Below are 19,471 nucleotides of genomic sequence, written 5' to 3'. Positions count from 1 at the left end.
CCGGCGCCCCGCCGTCAGATGCAGCTAGTCCTCGTCTTTTTGGCCTGCGAGCAGCTCCGCGGATGTGAGCCCCAAAATCTCATCGGCTTGGTCGGCATCCTCCAGCGCGTCGATGTCCTTGAGCTTGCGCTCCATGACGTTGGTGCGCGTGGTAATGATGCCCTCGACCGTTTTGCCCGCGGTCTCGATCTGCTGCTGGGCGCGGCGCAGCGCCGCCTGATAGCGCGGCAGCTCGGCCTTGACGGCGGAGAGCACGCGCAGTACGTCGTCGGTACGTTTTTGCAGCCTAAACGTCTGGTAGCTCATCTGCAGACTATTGAGGATGGCCGCCATGGTGCTGGGGCCGGCAACGTTGACGTGATAGTCGCGGCCCAGGGTCTCGATAAGCCCGGGGCGACTGACGACCTCGGCGTACAGCCCCTCAAACGGCACGAACATAATGCCAAAGTTGGTCGTTGCCGGCACACTCAGGTACTTTTCGCAGATGTCTTTAGCCTCGCGCTTGACCATGGTGTCGAGCGTCTTGCGCGCAGCCGCCACGGTCTCCGTATCGCCCGACTCCTGCGCGTCGAGCAGATGCTCGTACGCATCACCCGGGAATTTGGAGTCAATCGGCAGCAGCACGGGGTCGCCCTCGTCTACCGGCAGCTTGACGGCAAACTCAACACGCTCCGAGGCGCCAGGCTTGGTGGCAACGTTTTCCAGATACTGGTCGGGCGTAAGGATGTCCGCCAGGATCGCGCCCAGCTGCACCTCGCCCAAAATGCCACGCGCCTTGACATTGCCCAGCACGCGCTTAAGGTCGCCCACGCCGGTGGCGATAGACTGCATGTCGCCCAGGCCCTTGTACACGGCCTCGAGCTGGTCGCTCACCTGCTTAAACGATGCCGACAGTCGGTCGTTGAGCGTGCGAGAGAGCTTCTCGTCCACCGTCGCACGCATTTGGTCGAGCTGCACGTTGTTGTCTTTGCGGATGGCGCCCAGCTGGGCATCGACCGTCTCGCGCACCTTGTCCAGGCGATGCTCGATGCCTTCGCGGTTGGCGCCAAGCTGTTGGGCCGTCTCGCGGCGCAGGTCATCCATACGGTCGCCGGCCTGCGAGAACTCGCGCGCAATGGTCAGGTAGCGCTGCTGCTCTACGGCGGCGTCGGTCGTCTGCTGCTGCGCGATGGCATTTGCCGTGCGGCGGGTTTCGGCCAACGCGACGTTCAGGGTGTCGAGCGTGCTGTTGGCCTGCTCGAGCGCTGCCAGCGTTTCCGCGCTACTGTCGCCACGCTCCCGCAACTCGGCACGCAGGCTCTTGAGCTGGAGGGCGCAAGCCACAGCAACCCCCACCGCCACCAAGGCAATCACAACAAGCACAATATCAATAGCAGACATAAACTCCGCCCAACAAACCCAATCGATCATCAATCAAAACCGCGATCAATCTTACCCCGCCACACACACCGGGCGCCCGGCCCCTTCTTGGGCGCCCCTCTCCTCCGCATATTCCATAATGCGGCGAGCCGTTTTCCTGCTCACCTTTGAGTCATCGCCGGCCAAGTATGCGTATACGTTTCCTTTATTCAGGCGCAGAGCACGGCAGAGGCCATAGCGCGTTACACCCGATTCCTCCAATGCTTCCAGCGTTTTCTTTCTCATCAGGGCGTTCACCCTTCTATCGGCCGCCGGCTTTTCCTTCACCGCTCTATACGCACGCCAAACGTTGGCATAACGATTAGGGAGCTCACTTTTGGCGCATAGAGACGCCATGCTACCCGCTTGACCGTACAAGGATAAAACGTCTCGATAATCCCGTTCCATCCACGAGCCCTCGGATAAACCCAGAACGTATTCGGCTTTTCCTTGCGCCAAAGCGAGCAAAAACAGAGCCTCCGCCACGCGCGGCGCATCCGTCGTCGCCTGCTCAACCAATTTTCTAAAACTCAGCGACTGCTGTCCGGATAGCTCTCGGCAATAGCCTTTTAAGAATCCCTCAAAGGTCAGATTCAACCGAGCACCTCCTTTTTGTATTACCTGTATCCCTTATTATTATTCATCTTCAATAATACTATTCAGTCGCACGACAGGACCCACAGGATGCAAGGATTCCACTCGTGGCGATAATCCCTACACCCTAGAAGTCCTAATGCGACAAACGCTAGCTCTCCCAGCCGGCGCGGATGGTTGTTATGACGTCATCTAGGCGCTGGCCCAGGGCCGTTAGATGTTGGAGCACCTCGTTGGGCGATGCACCGTTGAGGATGCACGTGAGGGCATACGACGCCAGAAAGATGGCCGCAAGCCCCAACGGGATGAGCACGATCATCGCCAACGTACGCAGGCGCTGGGCCCAGCGACGGCGACGCGCACGATGCTTGTCGAACGCGAGCTCCTGCGCATATGAATCTTGCTGTACGGAATAGGCCTCTGGCGCCGATTCACACCCGGGCACAGCTGCAGGTACAGCAGCGGGCACGACGTTTTGCACGGGCGCCTGGTTGGCAACCCCTTGCATTTGCATCTCCATGAGTCGTTGCTGCTGACGCAGCATGCGCTCAGCTTGTTGCTGCGGAGTCTCAAGAAACAGATCCATGCTGGCCTCCAAAATCGGAGCATTCGACGCTTACGACCAGCATCCCGCACCGCCATGACCGCGACAACGCAATCGCCGGCAATAGCCACAAAGTTTCTTTTGCTCAAAAGCTGTCGAAAAGCTCAACAACTCCCCTACCAGCACTTTCTCTGAGCTTTTTTCGCCAACAATCTTTTGGCCTTCCACCCTTACGCCAACTGACCAAAATCTAACCAATAGCTTGACGAAAATTGTGGAGACCGGGACCCCACAAAAACGTGCCGCCCCAAAAAGGGGCGGCACACAACCTTTTTTATCAGCTTTTCTGTATCGAGCACGCGACGACCCAACGCCGGAGCGCAAGGCGGGGAAATACCTTTGCCTCGCGCGACTCTGCGAAGCCGTGAGCGAGAGGGAAAGGTATTTCCCCGCCCTGCGCTCCGCAGCAGCCAGCGCCAAGCGCTAGTAGTTCACCACCTGCTCCTCAAAGTACGCCTTGGGGTGGTTACACACCGGGCACACCTCAGGTGCCTCGGCACCAACGTGCAGATGTCCGCAGTTCAGGCACTTCCACACCTTTACGCCCTCGCGCTCAAACACCTCGCCCGACTCAATGCGCTCGACGAGCTTGTTGTAGCGCTCCTCGTGGGCCTTCTCGACGGCGGCGACGCCACGGAACTTCTCGGCGATCTCGGCAAAACCCTCCTCCTCGGCGGTCTTGGCAAACTCGTCATACATCGTGGTCCACTCGTAGTTCTCGCCCGCGGCGGCGTCGCGCAGGTTGTCCAGAGTGCCCGGAACGGCGCCGTCGTGCAGATATTTAAACCACAGTTTGGCGTGCTCGGACTCGTTACCCGCCGTCTCGGCAAAGATATTCGAGATCTGAACGTAACCGTCCTTTTTAGCCTTGGATGCATAGTAGCGATACTTGGTGTGCGCCTGGGACTCACCGGCAAAAGCGGTCTCAAGGTTCTTCTTGGTTTGGGAGCTCTCAAAATCCATAGGTGTACTTCCCTTCAATACATGCCGCCCATAGGCTTTGAGCGGCCTTATTTTATGGTACCCCCTGCCGAAAATCTAAACCTTACAATCCTGTTCTTCAGATTTCCACGGGCTAAATGCTCAGCCAGCGATCGCCCTCGGCTCGGCAAAAGCCCTCACGCTCCAGGTCGGCCAGAATGCCCGCGACAAGCTCGCGCTCGACCGGCCCGCGCCCAGCCGCCGCTTCCATATCGTTAACGCCCACCACGGCATCAGCAAGCGTAATCCCCGCCGGTTGGCCATCGCGCGCTGCCAGCAACATGCGCACGATATGCGCGCGCTTTTGGCGACGTGAGCCCTCAAACTTTGATTGACGGCTATAGCCCGCCGAGCGCCTGGACGGATTGGGCAACGTCTTTTTTAGATATGCGCCGTAATCCAGCAACGCGTAATACCACGCGCGCGGCGTGTCGGCATCATCGAGCGGCACGGCAAAGGGAGCGATCTCGTCGGTCGCCGCACCGGGGGCCGCCGGACAGGCCGCCTGAATCAGCGGCACCAGCTCGCGGTCGGGAACAGCCGGTACATCGGGAAAGAAGTGATGCAGAAAGACCGTGCGCACGTTGGTCTCCAGATACACGCCTGGAAGGTCAAACGCAAACGACCGGATACCTTGCGCCGTTGCCGGGCCAATACCAGGCAGAGCGACCAAGTCACGCGTCTCACGCGGAAACTCACCGTCCCAGTCCTCCACAACGCGCTGAGCGGCCTTGTGGAGCGCCAGAGCGCGTCGGTTGTAGCCCATGCCCTGCCAAGCGTCCAAAACATCGGAAGGCGCGGCTTGGGAAAGCGCCTGCACGGTCGGAAAGCGATCGAGCCACGCCGGCATACGCGTCTCCACGCGTGGCACCTGTGTTTGCTGCAACATGACCTCGGAAAGCCAAATGATGTACGGATCGCGCGTGCGGCGCCACGGAAGGTCGCGATAACGCAGGACCCCTTCCGAACGAATCATCGAACGAAAGGGGTCCTGAATCATATCTATGCTCCTTATGCGGCGCTATTCCTCCCGGCAAGCGAACGCGCAGGTGGCGTACTCGGGAAACGCGTCGCGGTCGGCGAATTTGGAATCGACGGCCAGGAACTGGCGGTGAGCGACGATGTCGCCGAGCGAAACGGAATCGAGGTAGTCGCGCATCAACGCTTGAGCTCCGGCCCACAGGGGATGATAGCAGCACGTGCCCATGCGTGCACAGTCGCCATCGGGTGCGGTGCAATCATTCATAACCATAGGGCCCTGAACGGCCTCGACGACCTGACGAACGGTGACGTCGTCCGGACTGACCTTGAGACGCATGCCACCGTGGACGCCACGCAGGCTCTCCACAATACCGGCCTGGACCAAACCGTGCTGAATCGAACGGGCAAACGAATACGGAACATTGACCTCTTCGGCAGCGGTGCGAACAGAAAGCAAACGCTCCGGATCCTCGGCAAGCATCGCCAACATACGAAGGGCGTAATCAGTCTTCCTCGATATGTCCATTTTTCCCCTTTCAAGGAATACGAACAGCTCGAACGAGCTCCGGGGCCGAGCTTGTGTCGAGACGCTAAATGACCGCTAGGACATCCAAATGGTAAATCGGATATCCACTGAACGCCGCGCTCGGAGCGAAATGCATCAGATGCGGCCTACAGTGCAATTTAGTATAGCCTAACCCCCTGTCTCGTTGAACAGGTGTTGCGCAACAAAGCTGTTGTTCAGACAAATATACTTATTAGATTTTACTTGCGTTCCCGAAGGCGCGGGGATTCTGGGCGAAGATGCGCCAGGGCGATCGTTCTATCGAAACAAAGTGCATCAAACGCAAAAAGCCACGTCCGAAGACGTGGCTTTAATTGCGTTGGCGGGAAGTACGGGGCTCGAACCCGCGACCTCCGACGTGACAGGCCGGCGCTCTAACCAAACTGAGCTAACTCCCCAGGCAGACGTTCGCGTTTGTTTCCGCTCGCGTGCGCTGCGGGGATTAGTATACACAGAAGTCTGTCCGGCGCGCAACAACTTTTTTGAAAAAATTTTTCGGTCCCTCCGGGAGGGTCTCCGGGGCTGGGGGCGGGGGTTAAGTTTGCTGCTCTACAGTCCTGCGCAAGACGGAAAGCACATTAAGTGCTTTCCTTTGCGTGCGGAACTCGCGACAAACTTAACCCCCGCCCCCAGCCCCGGAGACCCTCCCTGCCGTCACTTTCTTCAACCAGTTCTTGTTGCTCGCCGCTTCGCGGCTCGGCGGCCCCGTTCTCCGTGGCGGGGTTGTCTTAGATTCTTGTTGGGACTCTGCCTTTGGCTCAAATGGAAACGGGAGACGCATCTGCATCCCCCGCTTTTGTTGTGGTTACTCTAGATCAATAAATTTGATGCTTAGGATCTTGCCGTCTTTGACGAGCATTCTGGCCATGGTGGGGCCTCGGGTGCCTCTGGGGTAGCTGGCGCTGCCCGGGTTGAGGACTAGGCAGCGGCCCACCTGGGCTTCTTTGGTTACGTGGGTGTGGCCGTTGATGGCTACGTCTACGGATCCCACCGGAAGGTCTTCGCGGTAGTGGGCTACGGCGAATTTGAGGCCTTCGTAGGTAAAGAGCGCAAGACGGTCTACATCGGGGCCGTAGTCGCGGTAGTAATCGTTGTTGCCCAATACGGCCCGCACAGGGGCGATGGTGCACAGGTGCTCGTAGTCCATCTCTGACGTGAGGTCGCCGGCGTGGATGATCAGGTCTGCGCCCTCAAGCTCATCCAAGAGCGCAGGCGATAAATAGCCGTGGGTGTCCGAGATGATGTCGATACGCTTGGCGCTTGCACTGTTCATGGGATCCCTTCCGCAAAAAAAACGATTCGGCAGATACATACAAAAAAGGCCCCACGGCTCCGCAGACGATGGGTCTACAGGGCTGCGGGGCCAGTGTGCTAGAGGCTCAGGGCCTTCTTGAGCGGCACGACGCGGCGGCGCGAAACCGGCACGCGTTCGTCGACGCCCGTAATGCCCAGCTGGATGGCGCCCGAGGGCACCGTCTCAACGTCCGTGACGCACGCCAAGTTGACGATATAGCGGCGGTGAACACGGAAGAAGCCAAAATCGCAGAGCTTGGCCTCAAACTGCGCCAGCGAGGTCGTCGACAAAAAGCGATCATCGACGGTATAGATGCAGGAGTAATCGTCCTTGGCCATGATAAAGCGAATGTCGTCCACGGGAATGAGCACCTTGCGGCCGCCCTTTTCCACCGGGATACGCTCGATGGTCACCTTGCTGTCCGTAACCGGCTTGGCGCGTTGCATGACCTTCTCGATCGCGCGATCCAAGCGAGCTTCCTCGACCGGCTTCATCAGATAATCGACGGCATCCACGTCGAATGCCTCGACCGCATGGTCGCTATACGCAGTCACAAACACGATCGCCGGCGGATTTTTGAGCTTATGCAGCGCCTCGGCAAGTTGCAGGCCCGAGGCACCGGGCATCGAGATATCGAGAAACACGACATCCACGCGACTTTCCATAAGCATCTCGATGGCGGAGCGGACGCTCGACGCCTCCGTGATCGTGCCGATCTTGCCCGTTTGCTCGAGCAGGAAGCGAAGCTCCGAGCGAGCCGGCGCCTCATCATCCACAATCATCGCACGCAGCATAGGGATAAAACCTTTCGTCAACTAACTACGCCGGGCATCCGTCGCATGACGTTGAGCCCGTAGCCTTTTATTTTACTCTTGAATGTCAAAGATGCTCTCTGACAAATCAAGGTGCAGGAGCACTTTGGTGCCCTTGCCCGGCGCCGATTCGACACGCGTATAGGAGTGCGGCCCATAAAAGCGATGGATGCGCTCCGAAATATTGTGCATGGCCACACCGGCGCCGCCACCCTGGGGAGAGCTGGCGTCGGGACGGGCAGAGCGCTCGTCAAACAGTCTGGCGGCGGTACCCTCATCCATGCCCACGCCATTATCGGCCACGGCAATCAAGATTGCATCCTCGCCGTCTTGGTGAACGGTCACGTCGATCCTCAGGGCGTCGTCATCGCCCATACCATGACGTACGGCGTTCTCGACAATCGGCTGGATCACGAACGCCGGCACCAGCGTATCTTCCACGTCCTCGGACACATCGAACGTCGCAAGCACGCGGTCCTCGCCAAAGCGGGCCTTCTCAAAGGTAAGGTAGCGCTTGGTCTGTGCGACCTCGCGCGAGACCGGAATAAGCGATCCCGAGTTGTCGAGTGTAGCACGATAGAACGATGAGAACTCACGAAGCAGTTCGCGGGCCCGCAGCGGGTCGGTGCGCGTAAACGATGCAATGGTGTTCAGCGTGTTGAACAGGAAGTGCGGGTTAATCTGCGCCTGCAGCGCACGCACCTCGGCGCGCGCCGTGAGTTCCTTTTGCACCTCGAGCTCGTGGATGGCGAGCTGCGTGGACAAGATCTCGGCAAAGCCCGAGGCAAGCGCATACTGGGTACGGTCGACGGCGCGCGGGGTCTTGTAGTAGAACTTGAGCGTGCCGACGGTACGATCGCCCACCTTGATGGGGGCGATAATGCCGGCGGGAACTTGGTTGTGCGAGCCGTCCGAGCCCACGACATCCACCATACGGTTGAACGACTGCACGATGCCATGTTCGATAACGTAGCGTGTGGCAAGCGTGTGGATGGGAGAATCTGGCAGTAGTTTTTCCTCAAACTCGCCCGCGCAGGCAAGCACGTTGTCCTCGTCGGTGATGGCCACCGTCATGGCGCGCGTCTCGGGCAAAATGCGCTGACACACCAAACGCGCCGACTCCTGCGTCAGACCGCCCTTAATGTCCTCGAGCATGGCCGAGGCCACCGAGAGCGTCTCCTCGGTGTACTGGGAGCGCACCGAATCGGGATTGAGCGTCAAAAAGATAAAGATGCACAGAAAGATGCACAGCAGCGCGCAGGCAATCACCGTGGCAATCGGCTCGATACCGGTCACCAGGGCAAAAATAAAGTACATCAGCACGCAAATGGCGCAGGCAACGGCAATGATGCGAAAGATTGATAATGAACTATCGCGCTGGGCGCGGCGGTCGATCATTCGGCCCCCTCCAGGATACTGATCAGTTGTGCGTCACGCCAAAGCCCGTCCATGATCTTGGGCCAAAAGCTCTGGAAACGCAGATAGCTTGCAGCGTTTTGGCGCGCATAGGCCTTTGCCTCGTCGATACCATGGCGCCAGATGCGCAGGTAGCCCTCATGCTCGCGGGTAAACACGCTGCGGACCATAGCGGTCTTGCGCACGCGGTCGTCGAGCTCGCGCGAAATCCACGGGCCCGGGTAGGGCATGAGCGATGCCGCCGTAACGGGAATGAGCTCCTTTTGATGCGCGGCGAATGTCAACTTGGCCCGTTCGTAGTACCAACGGTATACATCCTGCATAAAGCGCGGTGAGCGCTTTTCGGACTCCGGAGGCAGATGGCGCACGGTCCACTCGTTATCGAACCACACGTCGTAGCCAAACATGCGCATGTTAAAGAGGTAATCCAAGTCCTCGCCGCGGGTGATAAACGGGTCAAAGGCCACACGCGTAAAGGCGCGGGCGTGCAGGGCCATCAGGCCACCGCACACGTAGTTGGAGCGCGAGATGCGGGTGCCCGAGAGCGCCTTTTTCATCCAACGGTTGAACTCGATGCGCTTGGTCCACCAACGATGGCAGATGCCCGCCTTGTCCGTGGGAGCCAGCGGCGAGCCGTCGCGATCGTAGAAATAGCCGCTCTTGACCAAGATCGGCAAGCCCTGACGCGTCTGCTGCCCCAACGCATAGGTCGCGCGCTTCATAAAGTCGGCGTCGATGACAGTCTCATCGTCATCCAAAAAGATAACCGCGTCATGCCCCAGCACAGCGGCACAGGCTAGCCCCATGTTGCGGATGGCGCCGTAACCTCGCAGGCTCACGCACTCGCCCGAACCCTTGGGCGCGATCTGAGCAACCCGGTCTGCGATGCGCGAGGCCTGGGTGTTGGTAACAACGGTGACCTTGAGCGTGGGATGCGCGTCGACAATCTCGTGCACGCGCAGCGACACATCGGCTGTGGCAGAAACGGGACAGACCACCAAAAGGATGATGCGCGGGATGTCACGTACCTGCTCAAGCGAGGCCAGGCAGCGGTCGAGTTCGGGATTGTCGGCGTTGAGACGCGTCGAATGGTCATAGGTGCCAGGGGCGTTTGCGCAAGCGTCATCGCCCGCCCAATACGTTGGAATCACGACCGTGGCGTTCATGCCTTACCCTCCCTGCAACACAAAAACGGGACGCCGCCAAACACAGGCGACGCCCCGCGACCTAGCTGATTCCATCATACCCACTTGGACAAATCATTGCTCGCAAGTCGCAATGTTTATTGCGGATAACCCCAAAAGAGTATCGCGGACAGGCACAATAGCCGCTCGCTCCTATGCGGCATGCTCTGCCGCCCGAGTCATGCGGGACAGGCGGACCAGCAGCATAAAGCCAACGACCAGCAGCACGCCAATGGAAAGGACGCCCAGCGACGGGTTGCCGGTCAGCGAGGTGACGACCGACACCAAGAAGGTGCCCATAACGCTTGCATAACGACCAAAGATGTCAAAGAAGCCGTAGTACTCGTTGGACTTTTCCTTGGGGATAATGCGGCCAAAGTAGCTACGGCTGAGCGCCTGCACACCGCCCTGGAACAGGCCGACCATAATGGCAAGCACCCAGAATTCAAAGGCGGTCTTTAGGAAGAACGCGGCGAACAGCACAATCCCCATGTAGGCGGCGACCGCCACCAGGATCATGTTGAGCGTGCCCACGCGTCCGGCGAGCTTGCCGTAGATGATGGCGGACGGAAAGGCCACGAACTGCGTGACGAGCAGCGCCAGCACCAGCTGCGTCGAATCGATGCCCAAGGCCGATCCGTAACTGGTGGCCATGGAAATGACCGTGTGCACACCGTCGATATAGAAGAAGAACGCGATCATGTAGACCAGCACGGTCTTGTTGTGAGCGATCTCGCGCATGGTGTGTCCGACCTCGGAGAACACACCGCCCACGATGTGGCCGATGGTGTCCTCGGGACCACGCTCGCGACCGTACTTCTGCTTATAGGTGCGAATGAGCGGCAGGGTAAAGATGAGCCACCAGGCGCCAGTGATGACAAACGACAGACGCGTTGCCAGCATGGTGGGGATACCAAGAGCGGAACCACCCATGATAAGCGCCAGGCAGATGATGAACGGCACGGTGGAACCGATGTAGCCCCAGGCATAGCCCGAGCTGGACACGGCGTCCATGCGCTCGTCGGTGGTAATGTCGGGCAGCATGGCGTCGTAGAACGTCATAGAAGAGTTAAGGCCGATGGTGCACAGCACGTACACGGTCAAAAATGCCATGGCGGACATTGGGATAGCCTGCGCCAGGCAAAGAACCAGGCCCGTGAGGAAGAAGCCCAAGAAGAACTTGATCTTGTTGCCGGCGTAATCGGCAAGCGCGCCCAGAATGGGCATGAGCATGGCAATGACCAGCGAGGCAATCGTCTGCGCGTTGCCCCAAGCGACCACCAGGTCTGCCGAGGAAGCACCGGTATTGATGGCGTTAAAGTAGATGGGCACCACCGAGGTATTGAGCAGCACGAGGGCCGAGTTTCCCACATCGTACATGACCCAGTTACGCTCGAGCTTGGTGTATTTCATGGACAGGGACCCTTCGTATTCGCCCGATATGCAGTTAGTTCATCGTACCCCAATTGCACAGAGGCACCGGTAAGGATTCGGCAAAGAGACAGGAGCGGACCCTACTCCTCGCGGTCGAACTCCTCGTCGGTGCCGAGCACGCGACCGCTGTAGTTGACGTGACTGGTCACGGCCTCCATGTCACCGGTCTCGATAAAACGCGCGACCGTGCACCCGTAATCGACCAGCGCGCGATCAAAGACCTCGGGGAAGCTCTCGTTCGAGACCTCATCGGTAAAGGGATTCTTCCATGTCAGATGGCCCAGGTTACCGGTGCGCTCGGGCAGCTCCGTCGTCACGCGATGGGCAAGGCCGTCGAGCAGCGAGTAGTCGTGCACCAACCCCTCAACCAGCGAGATCGCGCGCGTCTTTACGGAGCCGGCCGGCTCAATCGCACGGTAAAGTCGCTGCATATTGGCAACGGCAGCACCGTACTCCCCCGCCGGAATGTCAATGCCGTACACGCGTCCGGCAACATAGCTCATCAGCACGCCGGCCACGCGACTGATGCGATCGGTGGTGACGATCTCGCCCGCCGGCGGGTAATCGTCGACCGTAGCGCCATCGCGCTTAAGCTGCAGCATCAGTACATCCAGGTCGCTCTCGATCACGGCATGGACCTGACTGCTCGAATCCTCAAGCTCTGAATCGGACTCCACGATGCCAAACTGCTGCTCATAGACAAAGGGGTGGGCGTTGCGGTCGAGCACGTAATGAGACAGCAGACCCAGCGCAAAGGCGCGACCCAAGCTGGCGTCGCGCGGCAGCAGATGCGACACGCCGTCGCGTAGGCACGCGAACTGGCGAGACATGCGCGAGCGATGCATGACCTGCGCCAGCAGCGTACAGTCGGAAACACGCGGTGTCAGAATGTGAAAGAAAAACGGGTCGGGACCTTGGTTGCCCAAGATAAAGGCAATGCGCTCTTCATCGGACGTGATGACGCCCTGCGGAAGACGGTCGATGCTTTCCTCGCCAAACAGATGATGGGTGATAAGCGCGGGCATAATGATCCTTTCCATTTCATTCGATGCCACCCATTATGCCCACCGCGCGCCCATGCCAAACCTGCGATGGTAAACGACGGCACGCAAGCCTCTTACGCAAGCCCCAGGTGCGACTTGACCTCGGCGGCACGACGACGGGACACCGGTACCGTCGAGCTCACGCGGTCGAGCCTGAGCTCCATCAACCCCGTAGAGCCAATCTCAACATTGTGCACGTCTTCCAAATTGACCAGATAGCTGCGATGAACGCGAATAAAGCCCTCGGAGCTCAAGCGACGCTCGAGCGAAGAGATCGACTCATTGATCAGGTACGTTCCCTCGGCGCAGATGGCGTTGCAAAAATCGGCGCGCGCCTCAAAGTAGCAGACGTCTGCGGCGGGAATGAACACCTTTTTGCCCCCGCGGTCCACCGTCAGGCGCAAAGGCTGGCGCGGAGCATGGGCGACACGGCGAGCGCCCAGGGCAGCCTCGATCTTGTCGAGTGCCTTTGACAAGCGGGCATCCTCAACCGGTTTGACGATGTAATCGACAGCATCGAGGTTATAGGCATCGGCCGCATACTCGGCAAATGCCGTCACAAACACCACGACCGGCGGCGTCTTTAGGTTCTGCAGCGTCTCGGCAAGCTCAATTCCCGAGCGGCCGGGCATCGTGATGTCTAAAAACAACACGTCGGGCTTGTTCGACAGAATCGACTCCACGGCTTCGGTGACATTGCCCGCCTCGGCAATCTGGCCCACACGCGCATCTTTTTCCAACAGATAGCGTAGCTCAGCCCTAATAGGAGGCTCGTCGTCAACTACCAAGATGTTCCAGCCTTCGGACATATGCGCTTCCCCTCTTTTTTCTCAATCCAACCGCGTGCTACACCGTCAACGGCGCCGGTTCATGCGGCTCGCCGTTCAATTCAACGATGACCTGTGTTCCCACGCCTTCCTGGGACTTCACGCGCATGCCGGAATCTTCTCCGTAAAAGAAATGGATGCGCTGAAGCACGTTGAAGAGCGCCAGGCCGCAACCTCGCTTGATGGATCCGTCGGCGGTAATGCTCTCGGGCTCCTCTCGGCGATGCTGCTCAAACAGATGCGCGCAGACTTCTTCGCTCATACCGATGCCGTCATCTTCGACGATGATCTCCAAGCCGTCATCGGTCTCAAAAGCCCTAACACGAATAGAAAGCGGCTCGGTCTCGCGCTGCGCGTGCTTGATGCAGTTTTCGAGCAACGGCTGCAAGATAAACGGCGGCACCAGGCTGTCGCGCACCTCAAAGTCGATGTCGACCGAAACGCGCAGACGGCCGTCGCCATAACGAGCCTGCATTAGATTGATATAGCGAGTGCCCTGTTCCACCTCGTGCTCGAGCGTGGTGAGCGTATCGGAATCAGAAAGCGTCTGACGATAGTAATTGGAAAAATCGATGAGCAGCGATCGCGCCTTGTCGGGCTCGGTTCGAACGAGCGACACGATCGTGCTAATGGTGTTGAACAGAAAATGCGGGTCGACCTGCGACTGCAGGGCCCGAAGCTCCACGCGGGCTGTGAGCTCGTCCTGGCGCTCGAGCTCAAAGCTGGCGAGCTGCGTGGAGATGAGGTCGGCAAAACCCGAGGCCAACGCCGTCTGGCGCATATCGATGCTGCTCAGGCGGGGATAGTACAGCTCGAGCGTACCCACGCAATGCCCGCGCACGGTAAGCGGCGCGACAATGCCGGCGCGCAGGCGGGGAAAATAGCCGCCCGTCTCATTGGAGGCGTCGCGCGAAAATACACTCTGCTCGCCGGACTCGATCACGTTGAGCGTGGTCTTGAGCACAACCGGGGTGCCGGCAGGGCACTTTGCCGAGTCCTCGCCCCAGCTTGCCAACACCTGTTTGCCATCGGTAAAGCAGATGGCAGAGGCGATGGTCTCGGACAGGATAGTTTTAGAGGCGCCCAGGGCCGCTTCGGGCGTAAGGCCTCGCGACGTATAGGCGAATATTTTCGATGCGATGGCGAGTGTGCGGTCGGTAGCGCTCGATGTGAGGTCGTCGGGGACCACAAAGACATACGAGAAAAAGAAGCACAGCATGACCAGGCCGGCAATAACGACAACGCCCGGAACGGGATTGGGATTATCGGTTAAATCCCAGATAAGCAGCAGGATAAGCGCCGGAACGACAATACCGAGCAGGATGGCCTGAACCACATGCTGGGCCGTACGAAAGACCTTGGTAGAGTTGTAGCTCTTGCCCGGAATCAGCCTGTTTAAATCCACCGTCATCCCCTCTTGTCCTTAGCACCCATAGCAATAAAGAGGGCCGCAAGCGACCCTCTCCATTGCATTATGCAATCAAAAACTGTGTTTTACATCAAGCCATCGACAAACGGTATCTTAGGCGCTGTATTTGTTAGCCTCACCAAAAGTGCCAGCCTCGACGATCCAGCCATCCTTCATGATGACGTCCATGTTGTCGGTGTTGAGCACGTGGATGTCGGCGGCGACGTCACCGTTGACAACCAGCAGGTCGGCGCACTTGCCGGCCTCGATGGAACCGGTCTCGTCCTCGATGTGGCACATCTTGGCACCGTTGAGGGTGGCGCAGGTGATGGTCTCGACCGGAGTGAAGCCGATCTTGTCGACGAACTCGTACATCTCCTCGATGGAGCAGGTGCCGTACGGGGTGACGAAGGAGAAGGAGTCGGAGCCGATCGTCATGACGACGCCGCGCTTCTTGGCCTCGCGCAGGCAGTCGTAGTTGCGCTGCAGCTCCTTCTCGACCAGGGTGCCCTCGTACTTGTCGTGCAGCTCGGGGACGTAGACGGGCGGATAGGTGGCGTACCAGGTGGGCAGGAAGGCGATCGTCGGGGTGAAGAAGGTGCCCTGCTCGGCCATGAGGTCCATGGTTCGCTCATCGATATCGAAGCCGTGAATCAGCTGCTCGCAGCCAAAGCGAACGGAATCGTAGGCAGCGGCGTGGTTGTTGTAGCAGTGGCTCCACACGGGGATGCCGACCATCTTGGCCTCTTCGACCACAGCCTGGATCTCCTCGGAGCAATAGTGCTGGTCGCGACCGGAATCCCAACGCCAGATGCCGCCACCGGTAGCCCAGATCTTGATGGCATCGGGGTTCTCACGCAGGCGACGACGGACGGCCTTGCGCAGATCCCAAGGACCGTCGACCTGATCGCCCCAGGGGTGCGATTCCTTGTTGAGCTCCTGGCTGCAGTGGTGGGAGTCGCCGTGGCCGGCAACGCGGCAGAAGCCAAGGCCGGTGGCCAGAACGCGCGGGCCCTTGAAGACGCCCTTGTCGATGCAGTCACGGATCTGGATACCAAAGCGGCCGATCTCGCAGACGGTGGTGAGGCCGTGGGTGAGGCAGTCGTAGGCCTGCTTGACGGCGACGGCCTGCTTCTCGAGAAGCGGCTGCATGACCCAATCGGTGTCATCGTCGGTCAGGTTGCCCGAGAAGTGCAGGTGGGTGTCGATCAGGCCGGGAAGGACGGTCTTGCCGGCGGCGTCGATGACCTCAACGCCCTCGGGAAGGTCCTGCATGGCGCCGGCGTACTCGATCTTGCCGTTGTCGTCGACGAGAACGAGGGAGTTCTCGACCGGCTCGGCACCGGTACCGTCGATGAGCTTGCCGCCAACGATTGCATACTTAGTGGACATGGTTCCTCCTTATGGATCCATATAGTGGGCGAGGCCATGTTGGGTTATGGCCTCACAAAGCTACCCAAGTGGTGCCGGGTTCGGTGCGCGGAAGAGAGGGGTCCGCGCACCCGATCCGCCCCGGCTGGGCGTTATTTTTTGCGGGAATTGGTGAAGGCCATGAGGGCCAGGCCAACGGCCAGCCAGCCGATCACGATGCTCCACTCCACCATGTTGAGGGAGGCGGGAGAGAACGGGACCACGAGCAGGCCAATGATGACGGCGCAGGCAGCGACAGCGAGGCTGATGCCAAACTTGCCGCCGGGCACCTCGTAAGGACGAGGCAGGTCGGGCTCGGTGAAGCGCATGCGCAGGCAAGCGAGGGCGACCATGCCGCAGGAGAAGATGAAGGCGAGAGCCGACACGTTGGTCAGAGGGATGAGCATGTTCTTGCCCAGGAACGGACCGATGACGGTGATGACGCCCAGAACGGCGCAGGCGAGCTTGGGAGCGCCGGACTTGGGATCGACCTCGGCGAACTTCTCGGGCAGCTGGCCCTTGCGGCCCATGGCGAGCATGATGCGGCTCGTGGCGCCGTAGAAGGAGTTCATCGGGCCCATGGGTCCAAGCGTGGCGATGACGAGCATGGCCAGGTACAGGAGCATGTTGATGCCCTTGAGGCAGGCAAGCGCGGGAACCGGGCTCTTAACAAACTCATGCCAGTCGAGGATGGTGCCGAACGAGTAGATGCAGACCATGTAGAAGCCGCCGGCGGCCAGCAGAGCCAGGGAGATGATCTTGCCGAACTTGTTCCAGTTGAGGCCCTCGGCTGCTTCCTCAGCCTGCTGAGGAATGGTATCGAAGCCGGCGTAGAAGAACGGGGTCAAAACCAGGACCGACACGATGCCGGCGAACAGGCTGGTGCCCTCGGTAGCGGGCTTGCCGCCGCCAGCACCGGTGACCTGGGAGAACACGGGCATGGCGTGTTCCGGCGAACCGGTGAACAGCGAGACACCCATGGCGAGCAGCATGCCGCAGAGCAGAGCCTTGGTCAGGAAGGCCTGGAGCTTGGCGGCCGAGCTGGCACCGCGGAAGTTGAGGAAGATGACGTAGACTGCAAAGCCGAGCGCGATTAGCGTCGGGAACAAGTAAACGTCGGCGCCCAAGATGGTGTAGAGCTTGACGGCGCGCAGCCACTCAAGACCGGGCAGGCTGCCGAACATCTCGGACACGAGGGTCGAAATGGCGATGGCCTCCCACGGGCACAGGATGCCGTTGCCCAGGGCCAGGAGCCAACCGGTGATGTAGCTCAGCGTACGGCCAAAGCTACGGTCGACATACTCGACGATGCCGCCCGAGATGGGGATAGCAGCCGTGAGCTCACCGAAAACAGCTCCGACGGGCACGAGGAAGATTGCACCCAAGAGGAATGCGATCATAGCGGGAACGGGACCGCCGCCCACGACCATCCAGTCGCCGACCTGCAGGACCCAACCAGTACCGATGATGGCACCGAAACCGATGGTGAAGAAGTTCCAGAGCGAAAGCGTTTTCTTCATGCCGCCGTTACCTTCGACTGCAACTTCTGCGTTCTTGTCCGCCATTGTTCCCCTCCTTTCCTTATTGACGCCTCTTTGGCGTCACCCCTTGCGCGGTCTGTTTTGCCGCGCGCTTTTATTTCGTGGCTTTAAGATACGGCCTTGGCACAGCAGCGCCGCTTGTGGCTCGACCGAAGGCAGAACTGCAAAACGAGCGGCGCCGTTTTTGGGACGAACGGCGGAAGACGTCATTCGTCTTGGACGCTTTCATCTTGTCTGCTTTTGAATACCTGTTGCCGTGACGCTTGGCGCGCGGCGCGGCAACGTTCATACCATTTGTCAGGCTTTTGGCGCACATACCCATGTGTCGCGCCTCTTTTTATGTAGGATAGACAAGTTACACATGAGGCAAGGTGATTCGAATGGCATATGGATACAATGACGGCGACCAACGGCCACAAAGCGTGCGCCTTGCTGGCCGCACCACGCCAACGCCCAGAAGCACCTCCGACAACGACAACCCGCAGCGCCCCCAAGAGCAGCCCGGGGCTTCTTCTCGGCAACAAAGCCGTACCGTGCAACAGTCAGACCGCGTGAGTACGAGCACACGCCAACGTCAGACCGACACATCGCAGCCACGCCGCTGCGATCGCCGTAAGACCGACTACTACGTTAAGCGCTCCTTTTCGCGACCTCAACGCGATCGCGGCAATTCCGCCCCTCGCCCCGCGTCGCACACCACAAGTCACGCGCTTCCGGCCCGCCGCCTACGCCTTGCGTTTTGCTCCATCGCCGCCTGCCTCGTCTTTGTGTTTTTGGGATCCTGTATCTCTCACGGATCAGCCGGTCTTGAGCCCACTGCCGAGGACAAGCTGCTTAAAGCTCCCGTCGCACCCGGTTACTCCTTTGCGTTCTCGACCCCACGCTCGCAGTGGCAGGCCGGCACCATGCCCCACATCTACCAAATTGACCCCGCATGGTCGGAGCTGCCCTATGCCGGTGGCACTATTCGCGAAAATGCTTGCGGTCCCACTTGCCTCACCATGGTCTATATCTTTAAGACCGGCCACACCGATATGACGCCGGTCGATATGTGCGCCCTTTCCGAGGCGGGCAACTATGCCCCCACCGGCGCCACCGAATGGTCATTTATGACGCGCGGCGCATGGCAGCTGGGCCTTAACGGAACGGAGCTCCATATCGATCGCAGCTCCATCACCCAGGCGCTGCGCTCGGGTGCGCCCATTATCGCATCGGTTCGTCCCGGCACCTTTACCAGTGTTGGACACTATATCGTGCTCTGGGGCATCGACGATGCCGATCAAGTGGGAGTCTACGACCCCAACTCGGCCAGCCGCAGCGCCCGCCGCTGGGGCGTCGTAGAGGTCCTCAACGAAGTCGAAGCCATGTGGGCCTACTACTAGTCATTGGGGACACTCATTGGGGACAGACTTAAATGAGTAGTCCCAGATTGCCAGGAACCGCCGGTACGGAAAGCGCATCCCACTTTGGAACTCAATGGTGAGATGCGCTTTCCGCTAGCGGTCCGTTTGGGAAACAACATCCCGCTTTTCGGCCAAATTCCGGGATGCATTTTCCCGTTGAGGACCTCAAGGGAAACTAGATCCCGTTTTGGACGTTCATCCTGGGATGCACTTTCCGCAGTTGATCGACAGTGGCCTTTAAGGACTGTCCCAAGCTGCCGGCAGGAAAGGAATGTCCCCAAGTGCCGGATTTCCGCAGTCATTGGGGACAGACTTAAATGAGTAGTCGTTGAGGACGTTCTTGTTTGACTAGTCGTTTAAGAACGTCCCCAATGACTAGGTGAATAGCAAAAGCCCCGCAGTCGGAGCGGACTGCGGGGCTCATGAAGAGAGGCTGGTTTGTGGGCGCTTTGCCTGGCGCCCACGGGAGAGGCAACGGAGTAGGGACTACTCGTGGATGCGGGTGCCGGAGAGGCCGGCCATGGTCTCGGCGGCCTTGTCCAGGGCGCCGATGATGCAGGTGCGGCCCTTGCGGGA

At 59.5% G+C, this 19,471-nt stretch carries 18 protein-coding genes and 1 tRNA gene; 1 reads left to right on the top strand and 18 read right to left on the bottom strand.

Going from position 1 to position 19,471, the window contains the following annotated elements; translation table 11 throughout:
* Window positions 1-24 precede the first annotated feature (24 nt).
* From rmuC to AAAX31_RS08615, 18 genes are all read right to left on the bottom strand, one after another.
* Window positions 25-1,380 (bottom strand): DNA recombination protein RmuC, encoded by a 1,356-nt coding sequence (gene rmuC / locus AAAX31_RS08700; protein ID WP_349076946.1) that lies wholly within the window; start codon window positions 1,378-1,380, stop codon window positions 25-27.
* 51 nt (window positions 1,381-1,431) lie between these two features.
* Complete coding sequence (locus tag AAAX31_RS08695) at window positions 1,432-1,995, bottom strand: hypothetical protein (protein ID WP_117648155.1); 564 nt, start codon at window positions 1,993-1,995, stop codon at window positions 1,432-1,434.
* Window positions 1,996-2,143: 148 nt separating this feature from the next.
* Window positions 2,144-2,578, bottom strand: coding sequence for a hypothetical protein (locus tag AAAX31_RS08690; RefSeq protein WP_349076943.1), 435 nt, complete (start codon window positions 2,576-2,578; stop codon window positions 2,144-2,146).
* A gap of 441 nt (window positions 2,579-3,019) precedes the next feature.
* The gene (rbr, locus tag AAAX31_RS08685) at window positions 3,020-3,559 is read right to left on the bottom strand and encodes a rubrerythrin (RefSeq protein ID WP_117646627.1); all 540 of its coding nucleotides are present in this window, start codon (window positions 3,557-3,559) and stop codon (window positions 3,020-3,022) included.
* Window positions 3,560-3,671: 112 nt separating this feature from the next.
* Entirely contained in the window at window positions 3,672-4,577 is a 906-nt protein-coding gene (locus AAAX31_RS08680; RefSeq protein WP_349076941.1) for an adenine glycosylase, read from the bottom strand.
* 21 nt (window positions 4,578-4,598) lie between these two features.
* A complete protein-coding gene (locus AAAX31_RS08675) occupies window positions 4,599-5,084 on the bottom strand; it encodes an Rrf2 family transcriptional regulator (protein ID WP_349076939.1) in 486 nt (161 codons plus the stop codon).
* Between the two features lie 359 nt (window positions 5,085-5,443).
* Window positions 5,444-5,521 (bottom strand) — tRNA-Asp (locus AAAX31_RS08670).
* Window positions 5,522-5,928: 407 nt separating this feature from the next.
* Entirely contained in the window at window positions 5,929-6,396 is a 468-nt protein-coding gene (locus tag AAAX31_RS08665; RefSeq protein WP_349076937.1) for a YfcE family phosphodiesterase, read from the bottom strand.
* A gap of 98 nt (window positions 6,397-6,494) precedes the next feature.
* Complete coding sequence (locus AAAX31_RS08660; protein ID WP_006235156.1) at window positions 6,495-7,211, bottom strand: response regulator; 717 nt, start codon at window positions 7,209-7,211, stop codon at window positions 6,495-6,497.
* 72 nt (window positions 7,212-7,283) lie between these two features.
* Window positions 7,284-8,627: a histidine kinase gene (locus AAAX31_RS08655; protein WP_349076936.1), complete on the bottom strand. Its 1,344-nt coding sequence runs from the start codon at window positions 8,625-8,627 to the stop codon at window positions 7,284-7,286.
* Window positions 8,624-9,811, bottom strand: coding sequence for a glycosyltransferase (locus AAAX31_RS08650; protein WP_055285281.1), 1,188 nt, complete (start codon window positions 9,809-9,811; stop codon window positions 8,624-8,626). The genes AAAX31_RS08655 and AAAX31_RS08650 overlap by 4 nt, the downstream gene beginning before the upstream one ends.
* A gap of 171 nt (window positions 9,812-9,982) precedes the next feature.
* Window positions 9,983-11,242 (bottom strand): MFS transporter, encoded by a 1,260-nt coding sequence (locus AAAX31_RS08645; RefSeq protein WP_349076935.1) that lies wholly within the window; start codon window positions 11,240-11,242, stop codon window positions 9,983-9,985.
* A 101-nt stretch (window positions 11,243-11,343) separates the two neighbouring features.
* A complete protein-coding gene (locus tag AAAX31_RS08640) occupies window positions 11,344-12,288 on the bottom strand; it encodes a zinc dependent phospholipase C family protein (protein WP_349076933.1) in 945 nt (314 codons plus the stop codon).
* Between the two features lie 92 nt (window positions 12,289-12,380).
* The gene (locus AAAX31_RS08635; RefSeq protein WP_349076931.1) at window positions 12,381-13,115 is read right to left on the bottom strand and encodes a response regulator; all 735 of its coding nucleotides are present in this window, start codon (window positions 13,113-13,115) and stop codon (window positions 12,381-12,383) included.
* 37 nt (window positions 13,116-13,152) lie between these two features.
* Window positions 13,153-14,538, bottom strand: a complete 1,386-nt coding sequence (locus AAAX31_RS08630) for a histidine kinase (RefSeq protein WP_349076930.1) — start codon at window positions 14,536-14,538, stop codon at window positions 13,153-13,155.
* Window positions 14,539-14,655: 117 nt separating this feature from the next.
* Window positions 14,656-15,933 carry an amidohydrolase family protein gene (locus AAAX31_RS08625; protein ID WP_117633809.1) on the bottom strand — a complete coding sequence of 426 codons (1,278 nt, stop codon included), beginning with the start codon at window positions 15,931-15,933 and terminating at the stop codon, window positions 14,656-14,658.
* 131 nt (window positions 15,934-16,064) lie between these two features.
* Entirely contained in the window at window positions 16,065-17,516 is a 1,452-nt protein-coding gene (locus AAAX31_RS08620) for an APC family permease (RefSeq protein WP_117646630.1), read from the bottom strand.
* Window positions 17,517-17,586: 70 nt separating this feature from the next.
* Window positions 17,587-17,814: a hypothetical protein gene (locus AAAX31_RS08615; protein ID WP_349076929.1), complete on the bottom strand. Its 228-nt coding sequence runs from the start codon at window positions 17,812-17,814 to the stop codon at window positions 17,587-17,589.
* Between the two features lie 229 nt (window positions 17,815-18,043).
* Here AAAX31_RS08615 and AAAX31_RS08610 point away from each other — a divergent pair, with 229 nt between their 5' ends.
* Window positions 18,044-18,874, top strand: a complete 831-nt coding sequence (locus AAAX31_RS08610) for a C39 family peptidase (RefSeq protein ID WP_349076927.1) — start codon at window positions 18,044-18,046, stop codon at window positions 18,872-18,874.
* Window positions 18,875-19,471 lie beyond the last annotated feature (597 nt).

Origin of the sequence: Collinsella sp. CLA-ER-H5 (assembly GCF_040092375.1) — a bacterium.
Classification (GTDB): domain Bacteria; phylum Actinomycetota; class Coriobacteriia; order Coriobacteriales; family Coriobacteriaceae; genus Collinsella.
This window is presented reverse-complemented; position numbering and strand designations above follow the sequence as displayed.